The organism is Rickettsia rickettsii (genome assembly GCF_001951015.1).
GTDB classification, from domain to species: domain Bacteria; phylum Pseudomonadota; class Alphaproteobacteria; order Rickettsiales; family Rickettsiaceae; genus Rickettsia; species Rickettsia rickettsii.
The window spans coordinates 14,997-32,169 of record NZ_CP018914.1 but is presented as its reverse complement, the minus strand read 5'-3'; the positions used below and the strand labels follow the sequence as shown (position 1 = coordinate 32,169).

Here is a 17,173-nt window from a genome sequence, read left to right as displayed (position 1 = left end):
TTATTTTCTATAGCATAACACATTTTTCTTTTATTATAAAGTAGAGATTTTTATTGAAATAAAATTGATACGATCTTATTGTAGATAATATTAATAAGTTAAAGGAATAAATATGCGAAGTATTTTTACTATACTAATATTTTTATTATTTTTGAGTAGCTGTTCAGAAGAAAAAGCACAAGATAAGAAACATGAGGAAAAACAAATAATAGAGCACGAAACTCAAAATAACGAAACTTATAAAGAAACGAATCAGGAAGCCGTAAATTCTGAAAATACGGCTGAATCAATAGTTCCTGCTAATGATAATAATCAGACTGATGAAGTATCAACGCCGGCTTCACACAAACAAAAAAATCCTGCAATAAAACCTGTTAAAGTCACTTTTAAAGTTGATGATAATGATATGGTTCTTGGTAACAAAAAATCAAATGTTATAGTAGTCGAGTATTTTTCTCCTACCTGTCCACATTGTGCTTATTATCATAAAACAATTTTTCCGGAACTTAAGAAAAAATATATTGATACTAACAAAATTGCATATGTGGTTCGTGAATTTATTGCTACTAAACAAGATTTAGATGCTGCAATTTTAGCCCGCTGCAAGGGGGATACAAATAGTTTTACACAACTTCATAATATCATATTAATACAACAAGATAAGTGGGCATATAGCAATAAATACAGAGAATTATTAACTGATATAGGACAACTTGGCGGTATTTCGCCGGAAGAATATAAACAATGTTTAAATAATGATAAAATTACTGCAATACTAATTGCTAATACCAATTTTGTAGCAAAAGCACCCCAATTTATAGGTACTCCTTCTTTCTTCGTTAACGGAGTACAAACAGGAAGTTATAGCATAGATACTATTTCCACAGCAATTGATAAAGCTTTAGAGGAGCAGAAAGAAAAAGCAAAAAATGAAATGAGCTTGTAATTTAGATCGTCATTGCGAGCAGTCGTAGACTGTGCGGCAATCTCGTTAAATATCCTGAGATTGCTTCGTCGACGGCTATGGCGTCTTCTCGCAATGACGGAGATAAACTAATGAATACGGAAAAACTAAAAGATATCAAAACAAGAATTAAAGACTTAACAACTACTAAGTTTTCTAATCCTAAAATTCGGCAAGAAATTAGTCCATTCACTATCGCTGTAGATTTAGTTTCAGGTACAATGGTAGGTGTCGTAATTGGAATATTTACGGATAAAATTTTTAATTCTAAACCTTTATTTCTTATTATATTTACAATAATAGGAATGATTGCCGGCTTTAACATTATAAGGAAAAAAGTAAATAATAAAAAGTAAGGAAATGACTCATAGCCCTTTAGCACAATTTGATATCAAAAAATTAATAGACATCAAAATGTTCGGTTTTGACGTCAGCTTTACTAATTCGAGTATCTATATGTTACTTGCTAGCATCTTAGCTCTAACTTATTTTTACTTAGCTTTTTATAAGCGGAAATTAGTACCTTCTAGATTACAAGTGAGTGCTGAAATAGTTTATAATCTTGTAGCTGATATGTTAAATCAGAATATAGGAGTAAAAGGACGTAAATTTATTCCGTTAGTTTTTAGTTTATTTATTTTCATTTTATTCTGTAATTTACTTGGTATGACACCTTATAGCTTTACTGCTACTAGTCATATTATCGTTACTTTTACCTTGGCAATTCTAGTATTTTTAATAGTAACTATAGTCGGTTTTGTAAAACACGGCTTACGTTTTTTAACCCTTTTTCTACCTCATGGTACTCCTTTATGGTTAGCACCGTTGATGATAGTAATTGAACTATTTACATATTTAGCAAGACCGGTTAGTTTATCATTGCGACTTGCCGCTAATATGATGGCAGGACATGTTTTATTAAAAGTAATAGCCGGTTTTACCGTGTCATTAATGATTTACTTGAAATTTCTGCCAATCCCTATTATGGTGATACTAATTGGGTTTGAAATTTTTGTTGCAATACTTCAAGCTTATATTTTTACTATTTTATCTTGTATGTATCTTAATGATGCTATTAATTTACACTAGACTTTTTACACAACTTGCTTCTAAAGGTAATTTGTACGTCAATCCGATGCTTGAATCCTCACGTACTTTTTTGTACTCTGCAGTTCTGTGCTTCGTGTTGCCTGCAAATTCCTTTTTATTAGCTTCGTTGTGCAAAAAGCCTATTATACAGATAATTAGATAAAGTTTTTTGATTAATTAAAAGTGAGTTTTTTTATGGACATGGTTTCTTTAAAATTTATTGGTACAGGACTTATGGCTATCGGCATGTACGGTGCAGCTTTAGGCGTTAGTAATATATTTAGCTCTCTACTTAGTTCAATAGCACGAAACCCTTCGGCTACAGAAAACTTACAAAGAATGGCTCTGATCGGTGCAGGTCTTGCTGAAGCAATGGGACTTTTTTCCTTTGTAATTGCTATGTTACTTATTTTTTCTTAAAATTCATTTTTAAATAAGATGCCTCAATTTGATATTGCTACCTATTATTCACAAATTTTTTGGCTTATCGTTACTTTCGGCTTATTGTATATCTTTGTTTATAAATTTATAACTCCAAAAGCTGAAGAAATTTTTAATAATAGACAGACAAATATTCAAGATAATATTACACAAGCCGATACATTGACCATAGAAGTAGAAAAGCTAAATAAATATTATAACGAGGAAATAGACAAAACAAATGCTGAAATAGATAGACTAACAAAAGAAAAAATAGACTCTTTAGAATCAGAATTTTTAATTAAAAAAAAGAATCTGGAGCAAGATTTAAAAAACGCTATAAATCAAAACATTGAAGATATAAATTTAGCTGCTAAGCAATTTAGAACTAATAAAAGCGCAGCAATCATAAAGCTTGCCGTTAATATTATTGAAAAAATAGTTGACACTAAAGCAGATATGAATTTACTACAAAATATAAAAGTAAAATAATGAATTTCCTAGATGAGAGCTTCTGGCTTGCCGTTAGTTTTATAATTTTTTTATATTTAGTTTATAGACCGGCAAAAAAAGCCATTTTAAATTCTTTAGATGCTAAGATTTTAGAAGTCCAAGAAAAAGTTCTACAAGCTGAAAAGTTAAAAGAAGATGCTGCTTTGCTCTTTAAACACACCAACGCACAAATAAAGAAATTAGAAACTTTACGCTCTCAACTGATAGAAGAAAGTAATGAAGTTACCAAGAAAATCATTCAAGAAAAAACTAAAGAAATTGAAGAATTTTTAGAGCATAAAAAATCTGATGCTATACAGTTAATGCAAAACCAAAAATCAACCGCAAGTAAAGAGCTACAAGATGAATTTTGTGATGAAGTGATAAAACTTGTATCCGAATATTTTCAATCAGTTAAGCTTTCAGAAAGCAACATTGCTAAAAATTTAATGGATAAATCTTATTTTCCTCAGGATGAGGATAAAGCTACATAGCCACACTAACCACTAGCTAGCAATTTATTTAAAATTGTTTCATCATTAACACATATCCTTCCTAAGATTGAGAACTTACTATTCCACTTATCTTTAGCAACATTAATATATATTTTATTTAAAACATTCTTTTGTATTTTTTGTTTAATTTCTAATGTAACTTCCTCAAAATCGCCTCTTTATAATATAAACTCCCTAGTTTCATTATTTTTTATAAATTCTGGTGCAATTTTTTTGAGATAAGTTTTTAGCCTTGTAGTGACCTAAACCTAAAGTTTGACGTACATTAAATAAGATTGTTTATAGAACTCTATAGCTTCGTATGTATTATCTAATTTTCATAAATCACTCCGATATTATTAAGAGAGCTAGCAATAAAAGAAGGATGAACTAATTCTTGATCGATTTTTAAAGCTTTCTTATAATATTTTAACGATTCTTCAAATTTACATAATATATATTCATTATAATAACCCATTTTTTGATATAAATTTGCCTTTCTACATTTATCCATTTCAATATCATCATTTAATATTTTTACTACATGGGGATAAAATATTTTAGAATTTTCCCAGTCTTCACTTGGAACACCTGTTAATATTGGAAATAAATCATCTAAGATTTCTGCTAGTCTTGTATAAATCTCTTTTTCATCTATCGCATGTTCTTTATTTTATTTATATATTGCTTTGTTATAAATTGCATTAATCTATGTAATTGTAAGCCGGCTTGTCTATTTTGGTATGTTAGATTCATTATCGATAATGCTTCTAACCTTTTTATAGGTTCTTGTAGCTTTTCTTTATCTATTAAAAATAATTCTTCGAAAATCTCTATACTAATAAACTCAGGGTCTAAATCTGCAGAATATTGTAAAATATCTGCCAAGCTAAAGGTGATTTTTCTAATAATTGTAGTAATAAAACGGTTTCTATATGATCATCTTTGCTATTTTTAAAGTAATTAATGTAATCATTTACTTTAAGTAATTTATTTGCTTTTAAATATGCTACTGCTTTAGATAGCCTATAAGGTGATGCAGCATCGTTACTACCAAAGTCTTCTACTAATTTATCAATATCTTTCTTGTTTAATCTATTTTTTAGAGATTTCTTTAAATATAATATCGCTTCTTTTTTACTAAAAGACTCTACTAATATAATATTTTCTATATCATCACTTAAATTATTATTTTTAGTAGTAATTATCACTTGTGCCTTATCATTAAGTATATTAATTATACTGTTAAGATAAGGCTCTATATCTTTATGATCTTCAACATTATCAAAAATAAATAATATAGCTGAATTTAAATTAGCAATCCTCTCATGGACTAATCTTATTATGTTTTCTTCCTTTTCATCTATTACGTAAATAGTAAATTCTTTAACAAGTTGTCTATATGCTTCAAGGACTTTGTCTGCAGAATCTACGTTAATAAAACGTACTATTTTCTTTTTCGCTTGTGTTTGTCTATCTCCATATTTTATAGCTAGAGTGGTTTTACCGGCTCCAGCGAAAGCACTAATTGTTACAAATCGTTTTTCGTTTAAAGTTTCTTCTATTTGTTGTAATATTTCATTATGGACAATCAAATTATAACTTCAATTAACCTTAAAATTTGCTCTCTTAAGTCATCTACTTTAACTTTAGGTAAGTTTGTAAAGATATAATATTTGCAATATTGAGGTTCATATAGTTCTTTTATTACTTTTAACTATTGTTTTATTAAATTTGGTATTTCTTTTTTATCTATACTCAATTTGCTCAACTGTGCTAGATACCAATCACTACTGCCCTTATTATTTGTATTTGCTATATCTATTTTATACGATAATGACCTTTGTAAGAAAGTTCAAATGTTCCCTAAGGGGTTATGATCTCTTTTGATGGGCGACCTTGTGCGGCATTATTTTCTAAATGCTTATAAACATCTAAAAATTGTCCGGTTGCAATATTACCGTTTATAAGCTGATCGATTACCTCTAAGAAGCTTCCAAATGTCGTTGCAGTAGCATTTTTATATATTAGATTGCTTGCTAAAGGTAATAAATATCAAGTGCTTTATTAATATGCGGATTACAGACATTTACAAAATTTGGAGCTGATAAATAAGTTGTTATATTTAAAATTTTTACGTCAAAGGTAGTTTCATGGCTATACATACATCTGCGACTAAAGATTTTCTGTAGCTAACCCGGGCTATCGAATGTGATTGCCTTTGCTTTTGGATAATGAAAATCTCTATGAGCAAAATATAAACTAAGCTCTGCGAGCCATACACCTAAAGAATGACCTGTGAAAGATAAATTATAATTATTCTCTTCAGCATATTTGGTAATCTCCTTTGTAGCTTCATATGCGGCCGCTTGCTGGTCACTATCTGTCCACCTAAAATACTTTTAAAATGAGCTTTAAACGGTGAATTAGTTTTGAGCAAATCTAATTTTTCAAATGTAGTACCTCGATAGGTAAGTACAATTTGTTTTACTTTTTCATTTACATATGCTACTGCGTAATATCTACCTATTTCAGGCTCCAGTCTTTTAATTGTTCATTTCGGGTTTTGACCTTTTCATTATTTTCTTTTTCTACAGCAAACTCTACAATATCATTTTCCGTAGAATCCATATAAGCATGTAAACTAAATAACCCATGGACAAAGTCGGTAGGGTGGTGCTTTATAGTTTTGATTATTTAAGATCTTATATTATAGGAAAATATAGAATGGTGACCCCTACGGGACTTGAACCCGTGTTCCCACCGTGAAAGGGTGGTGTCCTAACCGCTAGACGAAGGGGCCTTAATTTTAAAGTAAGCAATATAGTTAGTCATACCGTGGCTATGACCACGGCATGACATTAAGTTAGAAGTTTTATATAACACCTTTGCAAATATTGCAAGTATAAAAATTATAGGTTTACCTTAAGCTTAACACTACCTTGATGACTTCTATAATGTTTATTTAGATAATAATTATAATCCAACGAAATAGTAGTATTTTTGATACTGCCTATAATACCCGTTCCTAAATTATAGGATGTTTTCGGTTGCTTCGGTATTAGATAATTATGTTTGAATGTATTATCAAATATTTTAACAACTCTATTTATTCTTTGGGTTTTCTCTTTAAAATTATGTTCTACCGCTCCTTGGAATGTTAGACCTAAATTATTAAATTTTAGAGCATCTTTTAAAGGTACTGTGACTTTAGTACCGACAATTCCGGACAATATATTATTCTCTTTCATTGTAAGAGCTATTTCTTGTACGTTAACACCGGTTTCATTATATACCCCATCTCGTGACTTCCCGTATCTTAAGCCGATATTCGGGGTAATAACGAGCTTGCCCTGCAAAAGATAATTATAATGCAGTAATGCTTCCGCATTATAACTATGATTACGATGTTTTACATTACTTTTAATTTTAGTATCACCATATGAATAAGTTGTTTTATCTTTAATAAAGTTTTTAGAAGCAGATACTAAAGCTTGTAGTGCAAAATTCTTCGGTAATTCTTTTTGTCCGTAAATAGAAACCACATGACTATTAATAAGTTCTTTATCATTATTTTTACTATTTTTAAATTTAAATACTGAATGAACATTACTATAAGCTATACCTACGATATTATTGTCGATTTCAGCATCGAACCCGATAGTAGCACCTTTGTTAGTACCTCTATAACCGGTCATATTCTCAACGCGTCCATGATTATTAGTGCCGTACATACCACGCATCCACAAACCTCTTTTTATATGAGACTCTTCTTCATCACCGGCTCCCACTGCCATATTATTAGACATATTCACATCTAATCTGTTACGAATCATATTATTTACAATAGTATTAACAACTTTCGCTTGATTTAAAGTAGGAGCGTTTTCTGAAATTTGCATTTGCATTTCTTTTTTTGCTTCCTGTTCAAGAGGAATAACCTTATCAACTTCCGTTATTTTAAGATTACCCCCATCGGAATCGGATAATTGTCCTATTGTTTCTTCTTCCTCTTCAAATCCTGAATCATAACTTTCTTCATCTTCGCTACCATCGCCTAATGCTAAACATTCCTTTTCTCTATCGTCACTTAATGCTAATGCACTCTCATTACTTGATGCAAGTGCAGGTAATGAAGATAATTGTCTACTTACTTCTGTGTCTTCTTGTTCTTCATCTCCTGCAGGTAAGGTAGATTCTGATTTACCATCTGCAGGTAATGAAGATAATTGTCTACTTACTTCTGTGTCTTCTTGTTCTTCATCTCCTGCAGGTAAGGTAGATTCTGATTTACCATCCGACACTAACATTTCTTGTAGCAATAACTGAGCAAGAATATCTGTAGCTTCTTCGCGAAGTAACGAAGAAATTTTTTCATCATGTTCTTGTAATTGTGAATTTATTACTAAAAGCATTTTTTCATCTAATTCCTCTACATCCTGTATACGATTACTTATATAAGCCATTGCTTCTTTAATATGATTAAGTTCCTCACTTCTAGAACTTGAGCCAGACAATTCTTCTATTTCTTGTATTTTATTGCTTAATACTCTTATATAGGTATCTACATAATCTTTATTAATTTCTATATTTAGAGTATCTACCGGAGCTACAACATCACGACTACTCAAATCATCATTAGAGAAGCTGTTTATGCTACCAACTGAAGATGAACATGAAAATACCGGCTTACTCTCAGTTACCTTAGGTTTAGATTCAGTATCTAGATCTAACCAAATCTTTTCTTTATTTAAAGTATCTAACTCCAATTCCTTTTTAGATTTTAATTCCCCTAATTGCATATTGTTTAAATCCTCTAAGCCACTAACCGAAGGTGAACGGGATAGATTTGATTCTGCACCACTAAGTACACTGCTTATGTCATCAATTGAATAGGAACGTATTGATACATCTGTGCTTGAAGACTTTTCATTTAAAGAAAATTCTGCTCCTATGGCTTTCCTTTTTGCTTTTAATTGTGATTCTTTTAAAGATAAGTCTAGTGCTTCCATAGCTAACCGCTTAAATTCTAGGTTTTCTGGATCTTGATATTGATTCAATTTGGCAATAGCTTGCTTTTCCTTAACTATTCTAGCTTCCTCTACTTCTAATAGTTTATCTTCTAAATCTAAATACTCTAATTTCTTATCAAGCTCGGCACTTCTGAATAATGGTATAGGTAATTTTCGTTTACTAGTATTCGTGTAACTTATAGATGGCTTAGGTTGCTCTGTCTTATATATTGTTTCTGATGCTAAATTCTCATCACTAACCGACTCATATATAGTAGATAAATTAGATAATGGCTGTGTACCTTTTGTAATAGTACTATCAACCAAATTTAGTCTACCTTGTGATCTATCATTTATTATAATATTTTTATGATCTTCTCGAAATTGTTGAGCTTGCGGAGAGTTATATAGTGACCCTACATTTATAGGTGGGGTTACAGCTAAATTTTTTGGTAAGCTATCCATATTAGCAGTCGGCATAGAATGACTATTTCCCCCATTTGGATTAAATCCAATATCTACATCTGTTTCTATATTATCAAAGTGTTTATCTGCTCTGCTTTTAATAGCATCCAATTTTTTTTCTGCTTTTGCATTATAAGCTTTTATATCTTCCGGTTTGCGTATTAATACCTGCTGTAATTCTTGAGAGATTTTAATTGCTTCTCGGTAATCATTTTCTATTTCCTGTAAAACTAAACTAAGTGATTTTCGTTGTGAAGGACTGGTTGTTTGCAGTATTGCGGTTCTCTTTGCATCTAAAAGGCTTATAAGCTGAGTTGCCTTTTTTGTGAATCCACTAACTACACTTAAACTAGACTCCTTATGATTCTCATTTCCCCAAGCGTGGCCAAATTCTCCCTCTTGATCTACTGTTCTTTGCTTTGAGGTTTCTCCATTTCTTTTCCTTTTTCTGTTCTCTGAATAATTTGTGTGCAAAATTGACTCTACTTTTGATACAGCTCTCTTTATTATATTACCTTGTTTTTTCTTACTAGAAACTAAATAGGTACTTTCTTCAGTTAAAGTTTCTTGAGGTGCATAATGTAAATCTAGCCCTAGATCATCCTGCACACCTAAAGTTTCTGTACGCATTTTTTCTGATTGCAGTTGTTGTATCTCCGGAATACTTCCACTTACATTATTTTTCCTCGATGAGTCACTTTTAGCAACAGTTGTATTTTGTGTTGGCGTTATTAAATCAAGAGTTTCTATAGTTAACGTATCAGATTGTTTTAGATTCTGAACGAACGCGTCGCCAGCTAAATCTAAATATTCTAATCCTCTTTTATTAAGCGTTGGACTTGAAGAATATGGTGCAGAATTTTTCCAATTGTTGTCAGATCTCAAGCTTTCATCTGTAGTTGTGGTTTGTAACAATGCTGATTTTTCTTCAAAATTTGATGATATTACACTTTTAGCTGAAGACGAGGGTGATAATACTGGAGTACTGCTTTTTCTTGAATTCTCTTCATACTCTGCATAAGACTGAGATATTTCCGCTTGCTCATATACTTTTTGAGTTTCTGGAATTCTAGCTTGCTGAATTTCATATAATTTCTCGAACAAACCTTCATATGCCTTTATACCGGCAAGATGTGCAATCTCATCTAATTTTTGACTAAATTGATCCGCACTAAACTTTCTCATTTCTGTTGCTAAACTATCTATTACACTATCTATTTGAGCTTGATTTGACTGATTTGGCTGTATTCTATTCAAATAATTAATGTATTGTGAAACCTTAGCCTCATAAATATCTTTTGAATGACTTGGAATAGGGTCCTCTATTTCTTGATTCGGCAACATTACTGTATAAGGTTGCTGCTGAACTTTTATTGGCACTAAGTACCCCTCTTCATCCTCTGGTTGTTCACCTAAAATTCTCTGAACCCCATGACTTAATGGTATAGTTGGCTTTGCTTTTGGCGACTGCTTATAAGTAGGACCGGTAGAACTATTATAAACAACAGGAGTTAATAACTTTAGATTTTCCTCTATCTTATTTAATTGTTCAGAATCACCATTCATTTTATCTTGCATGGCTCGTAATGCAGTTCTACTTGTTTCTTCTTTTGCACTAGCAGCTACTTCTTTAGCTTTATCTGATGCCGTTTTTACAGCTTTTTCTTGTTTCTTTATTTCTGATAACTGCTTTTGTGCTTCTTGTTTTTTCTTTTCTCTTTTTGTTCCAGCATTACTTTTTCTTGCATTATCTCCGCTTGATTTATTTTTATTAAATATACTTTGCCGAGCCTCATTAATTCTTGCTTGCTGTGCTTGAAACGCACTAACTTCAGTTGACGCCGTTGTAACCGGAACTGTTTCCTGCGATTTTATCGAAACTTTATTTGCTGGAATATCTATTTTTTCTATTTTCTGAAATAATCTATCTGCTTTATTGTTTTTACTTGTTAACTCTTTTTCAAGTTTCTTTATTTTATCTTTATTTTTACCTATTTTGATTTTTGTTTCTATCTCTTCAGCTCTTGACTTGAGTACTTCTGTTGTTTTTTGTGTTGAAGTTAGCTGCCTATACAACTTCTGCAATCGTTCTTTATCTTTTTTACCTGTGGTATCTTTAATAGCCTGTGTTACTTCAGCTAACTTGATTCCTATCATCTCATTAACGCGTGATATATTACTTACCATTCCTGCTACAATTTCAGTACTGCCTTTTTTTATAGGCAACGGTACAAATGTTGGCTTCGGAGGAACTTCTGATTTAACCTGTGAGCTAGATTGCACTGCCTGTTGTTGCGGGTCGCTACTGCTAAACGATAATCTTCGTGCTGCCTTTGAGTTTGTGTTTGGTGGTGTATTAGCTCCTAAACTATCATTTGGTTTAGAATCTGAAGTAGGCTGATACGGAGTCACCGGTGTTGATGATGGAGTACCAGGTGCCGTAGTATAATGTTCAGGTGATATCAGGGTAGTATTTGGTGTATTAGGTGCAGTGATAAAACTATTTGAAGCTGGGCTAACAGTAGGCGAAGACGCTGTTATTATAATCTCTGGTTTTTGAGGCATTTGTTCTGTCGATTCAGGAGTATAAGTATTTTGACTTTGTTTTGTTTTTTCAATGCCTGCAAATGTTTTGCGTCTAGTAATTGGTCGTACTTTTCTTGCTTTCCCGACATCAGACTTACTACGTGCTACCACTTTATAATGATCCTCTATAGGAACATCTTTTAATGGATTAGATGCCTTAGGTTTGTTAGATATTTTCATTTCTCTTATTTCAGATGGAGTATATGTGTTTATTTCTGGTTCCGGTACAATTACTGTTCCTATCTGCTTCCTATCTGCTGCGGGGTATTTGTCGTATCTTTGTGTCCTTTTAATTGTGACACGTGATTCAACAATTTATTACTGAGATCGATACGAAATGCTTCTTTACTCATCGCCATACCCTCAAAAGGTATTGCAGCTCCTACTGCAATAGAGGCAAGCAGAGAATATTTTAAAAATCTTGATTTTTTTAGTAAATGTTGTTCTGTTAACTTATTCATTACAAATATCTCAATTTAAATTAAAATTTCATGTACATATTGTAATAAATAAGTTAATAAAAAGCAATATATTTGTTAATTTATCTTAACTTATAATTACAAGAGAATTTTGTTCTAATGATTGAAAATATAACAGATATAACGTATAATGTATTTTTAACTTTTGATAGGAAACACTGCGATATTTTAAAATAACTTTGGAAACAGAGTATAATAATTTAAATATTTGGTATTTTGTTAGTTTTATTTACGGTATTATTGTTTATTTTTCGCTTGATTTTGAGTTTCCATTGACAACAATTTTTTTCATTTTTTGTGTTTGTTTAATATTAACCTTTACTAGAAATTCTAATATATTTTTACAATTTACTTACTGAATGATTATTGCTTTTATTTTTGGCATATTCATCTCTGAATATCATGTAACAAATTTACATAGCGAAATGCTTTATAAACAATTAGCGGTAAAATAGAATCGATAAAACCGACTATTATAGGAGGATAAGTAGTATTAAGTCGCATAAAGATAGAAAAAATTAATCGTAACTTACAAAAAGTTAAAAATTAGTATACCGAAAAAATATATACAAGAAATTAGGGTAAATAACCGAATTACTTTGCTTACTAAGCTCTATAAGCCACAAAATAGTATACTACCCGGGGGTTATGATTTTGGCTTTTACGCTTATCTATAGGATATTGGAGCAAACGGCTATGCGATGTCTGAGCCGCAAATTATAGAACGTAATGAAACAAATTTTGATAGTTTTATTTATAGAGTGCGTTCCTATATTTATAATAATTTAATAGAAAAGATAAAGGGAATTTTGCAGCTGCAATATTACTTGGCAAGACAAAAGGTTTAAACAGGCAAATAATGCAGGATATGAGGCAAAACGGTATATCACACGTGCTTTGTGTTTCAGGATTACATCTATCTTTAGTTGTGATGATTATTTTCCTTACTACAAGGTTTTTATTAAATCTTTCAAATTATTTGGCATATAATTTCAATATAAAATTAATCTCTGCTTATTGTTCGCTAATAGGAAGCTTTGGTTATTTAGAACTAAGCGGTATGCAAATAGCAGCGACTAGAGCTTTTATTACTGCTGCAATTTTTATTTACGGTATTATATTTATCGGACGCTCTTGCTTTCCCCTTAATTCACTTGCAATTGCGGCTTTTATAATATTATCGTTAAATCCCGAATATATTTTTCATCCAAGTTTCCAATTATCTTTTATCGCCGTATTATCGCTTGTTGTCGGTTATGAATTTTACTTAAAGAATTCATGGTTACTTGGAGAAAAGAAAGGCATTTTTGGAGCAGTAAAATTTTATACAGCCTCAAATATTTATTCAAGCTTCTTAGCAAGCATCATAACGGCACCTGTAGTAATTAATCAATTCTTTATATTTGCTACTTACTCAGTACCAACTAACCTCATTGTCGTTCCGATAACGTCATTTTTTCTTATGCCTCTTGCTTTGTTATCTCTGCCTTTTACCATGATCGGGTTTGATAACTATATCCTAAAGCTTATGGGATTCTTTATTGATATAATAATAAAATCAGCCGCCTATTTTAATAGTTTACCGGCTGCTGTATAGTATTTCGGTTATATTACCAATTTCAGCATATTACTCTTTTTTATTCGGCTTTTTTGGCTTTGTATATGGAAAACTGCTTGGCGTTTGCTTGGTCTTGCAATCATGGCAATATCTTTTATATTTATGTCCTACTCCCCAAAGCCGGAATTAATATTTGATGCAAATCATATGGCGGTAGGCGTTAAAGATAGAGAAAATAAACTAGTAATACATGCTGATAAAATACCTGCTTTCAATAGAACTTACTGGGCTAATTGGTTTGGACAAAAAGATAGTATGGTGTTACCTTTAGAGAATAATATTTTTTAACCAACTACGGACAAAAAATTGTCATTAATAAAGATAATCATTGTGAGAAAGCCGAAATTCATATTAATCTCAATTATAAATCTAAGTGCCGCGGGAGCTTAATAACGATTAATAAAGATTTTAAAAAAAGCCCTATTATACTTATCTTTTGCAATAAAAAGGAATGTACGTAAAATCTTAGTACCGGACTGTTCTTGTTCTATGTCATTCCCACTTGGCATTGTTATGTGGATACTAAGTCGTTATTGCAAGCGACTGTAAGGAGCGTGGCAATCCAGAAAAATAATAAAAAAATGTTAAAAACTAGCATTTTTTACTGGATTGCTTCGTCAAAACTTACAGTTTTTCCTCGCAATGACGACTCAGTATCCACATAACAATGCCAAGTGGGAATGACATAAACGAGCCATATAACAAGGTCCAGTTTTTAGCTAGGATGACATCAAAGTCTTTTTAAAAACTATCCAATACTTTAGGTAAAATCGAATAATGCAAGTTACACACAAAATACTAAAAATCCCCTCAAAAGGATATAGAAAAATCTTGAGTCTTTTAAATGAAAAAGGACAAGCAAGACTTATAGGCGGCTGCGTACGTGATGCGTTACTAGATCTCTTGCATAACAAAACTAATAAAGAGGAATTTGAAGGAGACACGGAACGCAGAATCGCAATGTACATAAACGTACGTGAGGATTCGAGTACCAGATCGACGTACAAATTACCTTTAGAAGCAAGTTATCCAAGAGATCGACTTGAGAAAGGTAGCCGCGATATAGATATAGCTACTAATTTGACACCTAGTGAAGTAACAAATATTTTATCTGGAGCTAAAATAAAAACTATTCCGACCGGTTTAAAATTCGGCACGATTACGGCTACTTTAAATAATGAAAAATTTGAGATCACGACTCTTAGGAAAGATATTGAATGTAACGGCAGACATGCCAAAGTAATATTCACCAACGATTTTGCCGAAGATGCCGCAAGACGAGATTTTACTATTAATGCTTTAAGCTATTGTCCCTTTAAGAACGAGATATATGATTATTTTGAAGGGTTTAAGGATTTGCAGCAGGAAAAGGTTGTATTTATAGGGGAAGCTCTAGATAGAATTAAAGAAGATTATTTGCGAATTCTACGCTTTTTTCGGTTTTCTAGCTATTATGCGAATCAGCTTGATGATGGCAGCTTTAAAGCATGTAAAGCTTTAAAAGACGGCTTAAAAACTTTATCACGAGAGCGAATTAAAAGCGAAATGGATAAAATTATTGTTTCAAAAAGAGCAGCACAAATTTTAAAAGCTATGTTTGAAATAGGAATATTAGAACTAATATTCTCTATCCAAAATTATGAAATAAAATTTTTTGAGCAGGCAAATGATTTTAAATTAGAATTAGTTACTCGATATGCACTCTTATTATATTGTCAAAAAGATTTAAATTTAAAGGTCTTTCTAGATTGGAAATTCTCAAAACATGAAGCAATGCAAATATTATCAATAACGAACTTTCTGAATGACGCTAAATTTAACATGAAAAAAATTTGGTTTGAAAAAAAGAATTATAAGGAATATTTATTAGCAGCTAGAATAATCGGTAAATTAAATCATTCACAAGTAAAAGAATTTATTCTTAAATATGATGCGTTATTACGTCCTAAATTCCAAGTAAATGGTAATGATTTGTTAAATATGAATATAGAAAAAAAAAAGATAGGAGCAAAACTAGAATATCTAAAAAATTTTTGGATAGAGCAGGATTTTAAACCTAGTAAATTAGAGTTGTTGGCGAAATTATGAGAGCTAGTAAGTCAAACCGTCATTGCGAGGAAAAATTGAAAATTTTGACGAAGCAATCTCGTGCCAAAATCCTGAGATTGCCATGCTCCTTTCAGTCGCTAGCAATGACGATTTGGTATCAATGCAAGCAAACCTTCACAGAGATGACATACCTAGCATTACTATTCCTTACATTCCTCAGCCTTACTAGCTATGCTAAGCCTAAGATAGTTGTAAGTATTACGCCAATCGGCAGTATTGTTTCGATGCTTGTTAAGGATAAAGCGGATATCGAGAGCTTAGCTATTAGTAGTGACTGTCCACATCATTATAATTTAAAACCTAGTGATTTAGTAAAAGTCAAAAATTCTGATATAGCAATTTATATTAATGAACAATTTGACGGTTTTGCCGAGAAATTAATTGATAATCATAGCAAAAACATTATAAAAATCAGTGATATTAAATCTTTAACCACTATAAAAGATAATTGGCATATTTGGCTTGATCTTAATAATGCTGTGATTTTACTAAAGGAATTTGCACAAATATTTAGTGAAAAATTTCCTGAGCTACAAGACGATATTAATAATAACCTTTCAACAGCACTTAAAGAATTAAATAAGCTACAAGAGATTAAAAATAATGAACTTGCAACGATAAAAGACGTAATTTTATTAAGTGACAGTAGCGAGTATTTTTTTCTTAATACTAATATTAAAACTGCAAAATTATATAGCGAAAGTCAAAAAAGCCTCCGATATATAAGCAAGCTAGAAGATTTAATTAAAGAGTCTAATAACAAATGTCTTGTTTTAAGTAATGAACAAAATTTACGATTATACGACAAATTAAACGCTAAAATAATAATATTAAATAGCGAAAACTGGAATGTGCAGAATATAGGTTCCAACACTTTTCAGAATCAATATTTACAAATGATTTATCAAGTTAAAAAATGCATACACTAAATAGCGAAGAAAAGACAAAGAAGCTTGCAAAGCTTTTAGCACAAAGCTTAAAACCAAATGATATAGTTTTACTTAACGGTGACCTTGGAGCAGGTAAAACATTTTTTTGTCGTGAAATTATTAAATATTTTTGCGGTGAAAATACAAGCATTATAAGCCCTACTTTTAACTTACTGCAAACGTATAAAGCATCTAACTTCACTATATATCACTATGACCTGTATCGTCTTAAATCACCTGAAGAAATTTATGAACTTGGATTTGAAGAGGCATTAAACGGCAATTTAATTTTAATAGAATGGTCTGAAATTATTAAGCATTTACTTACTCCGCCTTTAATCGAAGTAAATCTAGAAGTATTAGATAATAATAAACGTTTATGTAGTATAATAACAAATCATAAAGAAAATTCACAAGAATCTTCCCTTATTGATTTTTTACAAGATTCTCCGCTATTCGATACAAAACTTGATATTCAAAGAGATAAAAGCCCTACTAGAAAAGTTAAGTTATAAT

15 protein-coding genes, 1 tRNA gene and 1 pseudogene are annotated in these 17,173 nt (G+C 31.1%); 11 read left to right on the top strand and 6 right to left on the bottom strand.

Annotated elements, in window-relative coordinates; genetic code table 11:
* The first annotated feature begins 112 nt into the window (after positions 1-112).
* The 6 genes from BTU51_RS00195 to BTU51_RS00165 all read left to right on the top strand — a co-directional run bounded on the left by BTU51_RS00195 (position 113) and on the right by BTU51_RS00165 (position 3,459).
* Positions 113-946, top strand: a complete 834-nt coding sequence (locus BTU51_RS00195; protein ID WP_012150258.1) for a DsbA family protein — start codon at positions 113-115, stop codon at positions 944-946.
* A gap of 110 nt (positions 947-1,056) precedes the next feature.
* Positions 1,057-1,320: an AtpZ/AtpI family protein gene (locus BTU51_RS00190; protein ID WP_014362443.1), complete on the top strand. Its 264-nt coding sequence runs from the start codon at positions 1,057-1,059 to the stop codon at positions 1,318-1,320.
* 4 nt (positions 1,321-1,324) lie between these two features.
* A complete protein-coding gene (locus tag BTU51_RS00185) occupies positions 1,325-2,053 on the top strand; it encodes a F0F1 ATP synthase subunit A (RefSeq protein ID WP_012150256.1) in 729 nt (242 codons plus the stop codon).
* 195 nt (positions 2,054-2,248) lie between these two features.
* The gene (locus BTU51_RS00175) at positions 2,249-2,473 is read left to right on the top strand and encodes a F0F1 ATP synthase subunit C (protein WP_010976714.1); all 225 of its coding nucleotides are present in this window, start codon (positions 2,249-2,251) and stop codon (positions 2,471-2,473) included.
* 18 nt (positions 2,474-2,491) lie between these two features.
* Positions 2,492-2,965 (top strand): F0F1 ATP synthase subunit B family protein, encoded by a 474-nt coding sequence (locus BTU51_RS00170; protein WP_012150254.1) that lies wholly within the window; start codon positions 2,492-2,494, stop codon positions 2,963-2,965.
* Positions 2,965-3,459, top strand: coding sequence for a F0F1 ATP synthase subunit B (locus tag BTU51_RS00165; protein ID WP_012150253.1), 495 nt, complete (start codon positions 2,965-2,967; stop codon positions 3,457-3,459). The genes BTU51_RS00170 and BTU51_RS00165 overlap by 1 nt, the downstream gene beginning before the upstream one ends.
* Before the next feature lie 331 nt (positions 3,460-3,790).
* On the opposite strand, the gene BTU51_RS00160 is transcribed toward BTU51_RS00165, so the two are convergent.
* The 6 genes and pseudogenes from BTU51_RS00160 to BTU51_RS00130 all read right to left on the bottom strand — a co-directional run bounded on the left by BTU51_RS00160 (position 3,791) and on the right by BTU51_RS00130 (position 11,983).
* Complete coding sequence (locus BTU51_RS00160; protein WP_010976710.1) at positions 3,791-3,973, bottom strand: tetratricopeptide repeat protein; 183 nt, start codon at positions 3,971-3,973, stop codon at positions 3,791-3,793.
* A gap of 140 nt (positions 3,974-4,113) precedes the next feature.
* On the bottom strand, positions 4,114-4,347 hold the full coding sequence (locus BTU51_RS00155; protein WP_012150252.1) for a hypothetical protein: 234 nt from the start codon (positions 4,345-4,347) through the stop codon (positions 4,114-4,116).
* Positions 4,314-5,054 (bottom strand): NB-ARC domain-containing protein, encoded by a 741-nt coding sequence (locus tag BTU51_RS00150; protein ID WP_012150251.1) that lies wholly within the window; start codon positions 5,052-5,054, stop codon positions 4,314-4,316. The genes BTU51_RS00155 and BTU51_RS00150 overlap by 34 nt, the downstream gene beginning before the upstream one ends.
* Before the next feature lie 597 nt (positions 5,055-5,651).
* Positions 5,652-5,801 (bottom strand): lipase family protein, encoded by a 150-nt coding sequence (locus tag BTU51_RS08960; protein WP_230453565.1) that lies wholly within the window; start codon positions 5,799-5,801, stop codon positions 5,652-5,654.
* Positions 5,802-6,187: 386 nt separating this feature from the next.
* Positions 6,188-6,262, bottom strand: a tRNA-Glu gene (locus BTU51_RS00135).
* 109 nt (positions 6,263-6,371) lie between these two features.
* Positions 6,372-11,983 (bottom strand): annotated as a pseudogene (locus tag BTU51_RS00130) (autotransporter outer membrane beta-barrel domain-containing protein).
* A gap of 886 nt (positions 11,984-12,869) precedes the next feature.
* Here BTU51_RS00130 and BTU51_RS00125 point away from each other — a divergent pair.
* From BTU51_RS00125 to tsaE, 5 genes are all read left to right on the top strand, one after another.
* Positions 12,870-13,598 carry a ComEC/Rec2 family competence protein gene (locus BTU51_RS00125; RefSeq protein ID WP_012150245.1) on the top strand — a complete coding sequence of 243 codons (729 nt, stop codon included), beginning with the start codon at positions 12,870-12,872 and terminating at the stop codon, positions 13,596-13,598.
* Positions 13,599-13,700: 102 nt separating this feature from the next.
* Positions 13,701-13,907, top strand: coding sequence for a hypothetical protein (locus tag BTU51_RS00120; RefSeq protein WP_014362268.1), 207 nt, complete (start codon positions 13,701-13,703; stop codon positions 13,905-13,907).
* Between the two features lie 489 nt (positions 13,908-14,396).
* Positions 14,397-15,707, top strand: a complete 1,311-nt coding sequence (locus BTU51_RS00115; RefSeq protein ID WP_012150244.1) for a palindromic element RPE1 domain-containing protein — start codon at positions 14,397-14,399, stop codon at positions 15,705-15,707.
* Positions 15,704-16,657 carry a metal ABC transporter solute-binding protein, Zn/Mn family gene (locus BTU51_RS00110; protein ID WP_012262174.1) on the top strand — a complete coding sequence of 318 codons (954 nt, stop codon included), beginning with the start codon at positions 15,704-15,706 and terminating at the stop codon, positions 16,655-16,657. The genes BTU51_RS00115 and BTU51_RS00110 overlap by 4 nt, the downstream gene beginning before the upstream one ends.
* Positions 16,645-17,172 (top strand): tRNA (adenosine(37)-N6)-threonylcarbamoyltransferase complex ATPase subunit type 1 TsaE, encoded by a 528-nt coding sequence (gene tsaE, locus BTU51_RS00105; protein ID WP_012150242.1) that lies wholly within the window; start codon positions 16,645-16,647, stop codon positions 17,170-17,172. The genes BTU51_RS00110 and tsaE overlap by 13 nt, the downstream gene beginning before the upstream one ends.
* The last annotated feature ends 1 nt before the right edge of the window (position 17,173 follow it).

Coding starts and splice junctions, on each gene's coding strand:
- BTU51_RS00195 (WP_012150258.1), top strand. CDS start 113: ATGCGAAGTATTTTTACTATACTAATATTTTTATTATTTTTGAGTAGC.
- BTU51_RS00190 (WP_014362443.1), top strand. CDS start 1,057: ATGAATACGGAAAAACTAAAAGATATCAAAACAAGAATTAAAGACTTA.
- BTU51_RS00185 (WP_012150256.1), top strand. CDS start 1,325: ATGACTCATAGCCCTTTAGCACAATTTGATATCAAAAAATTAATAGAC.
- BTU51_RS00175 (WP_010976714.1), top strand. CDS start 2,249: ATGGACATGGTTTCTTTAAAATTTATTGGTACAGGACTTATGGCTATC.
- BTU51_RS00170 (WP_012150254.1), top strand. CDS start 2,492: ATGCCTCAATTTGATATTGCTACCTATTATTCACAAATTTTTTGGCTT.
- BTU51_RS00165 (WP_012150253.1), top strand. CDS start 2,965: ATGAATTTCCTAGATGAGAGCTTCTGGCTTGCCGTTAGTTTTATAATT.
- BTU51_RS00160 (WP_010976710.1), bottom strand. CDS start 3,973: ATGGATAAATGTAGAAAGGCAAATTTATATCAAAAAATGGGTTATTAT.
- BTU51_RS00125 (WP_012150245.1), top strand. CDS start 12,870: ATGAGGCAAAACGGTATATCACACGTGCTTTGTGTTTCAGGATTACAT.
- BTU51_RS00120 (WP_014362268.1), top strand. CDS start 13,701: ATGGCAATATCTTTTATATTTATGTCCTACTCCCCAAAGCCGGAATTA.
- BTU51_RS00115 (WP_012150244.1), top strand. CDS start 14,397: ATGCAAGTTACACACAAAATACTAAAAATCCCCTCAAAAGGATATAGA.
- BTU51_RS00110 (WP_012262174.1), top strand. CDS start 15,704: ATGAGAGCTAGTAAGTCAAACCGTCATTGCGAGGAAAAATTGAAAATT.
- tsaE (WP_012150242.1), top strand. CDS start 16,645: ATGCATACACTAAATAGCGAAGAAAAGACAAAGAAGCTTGCAAAGCTT.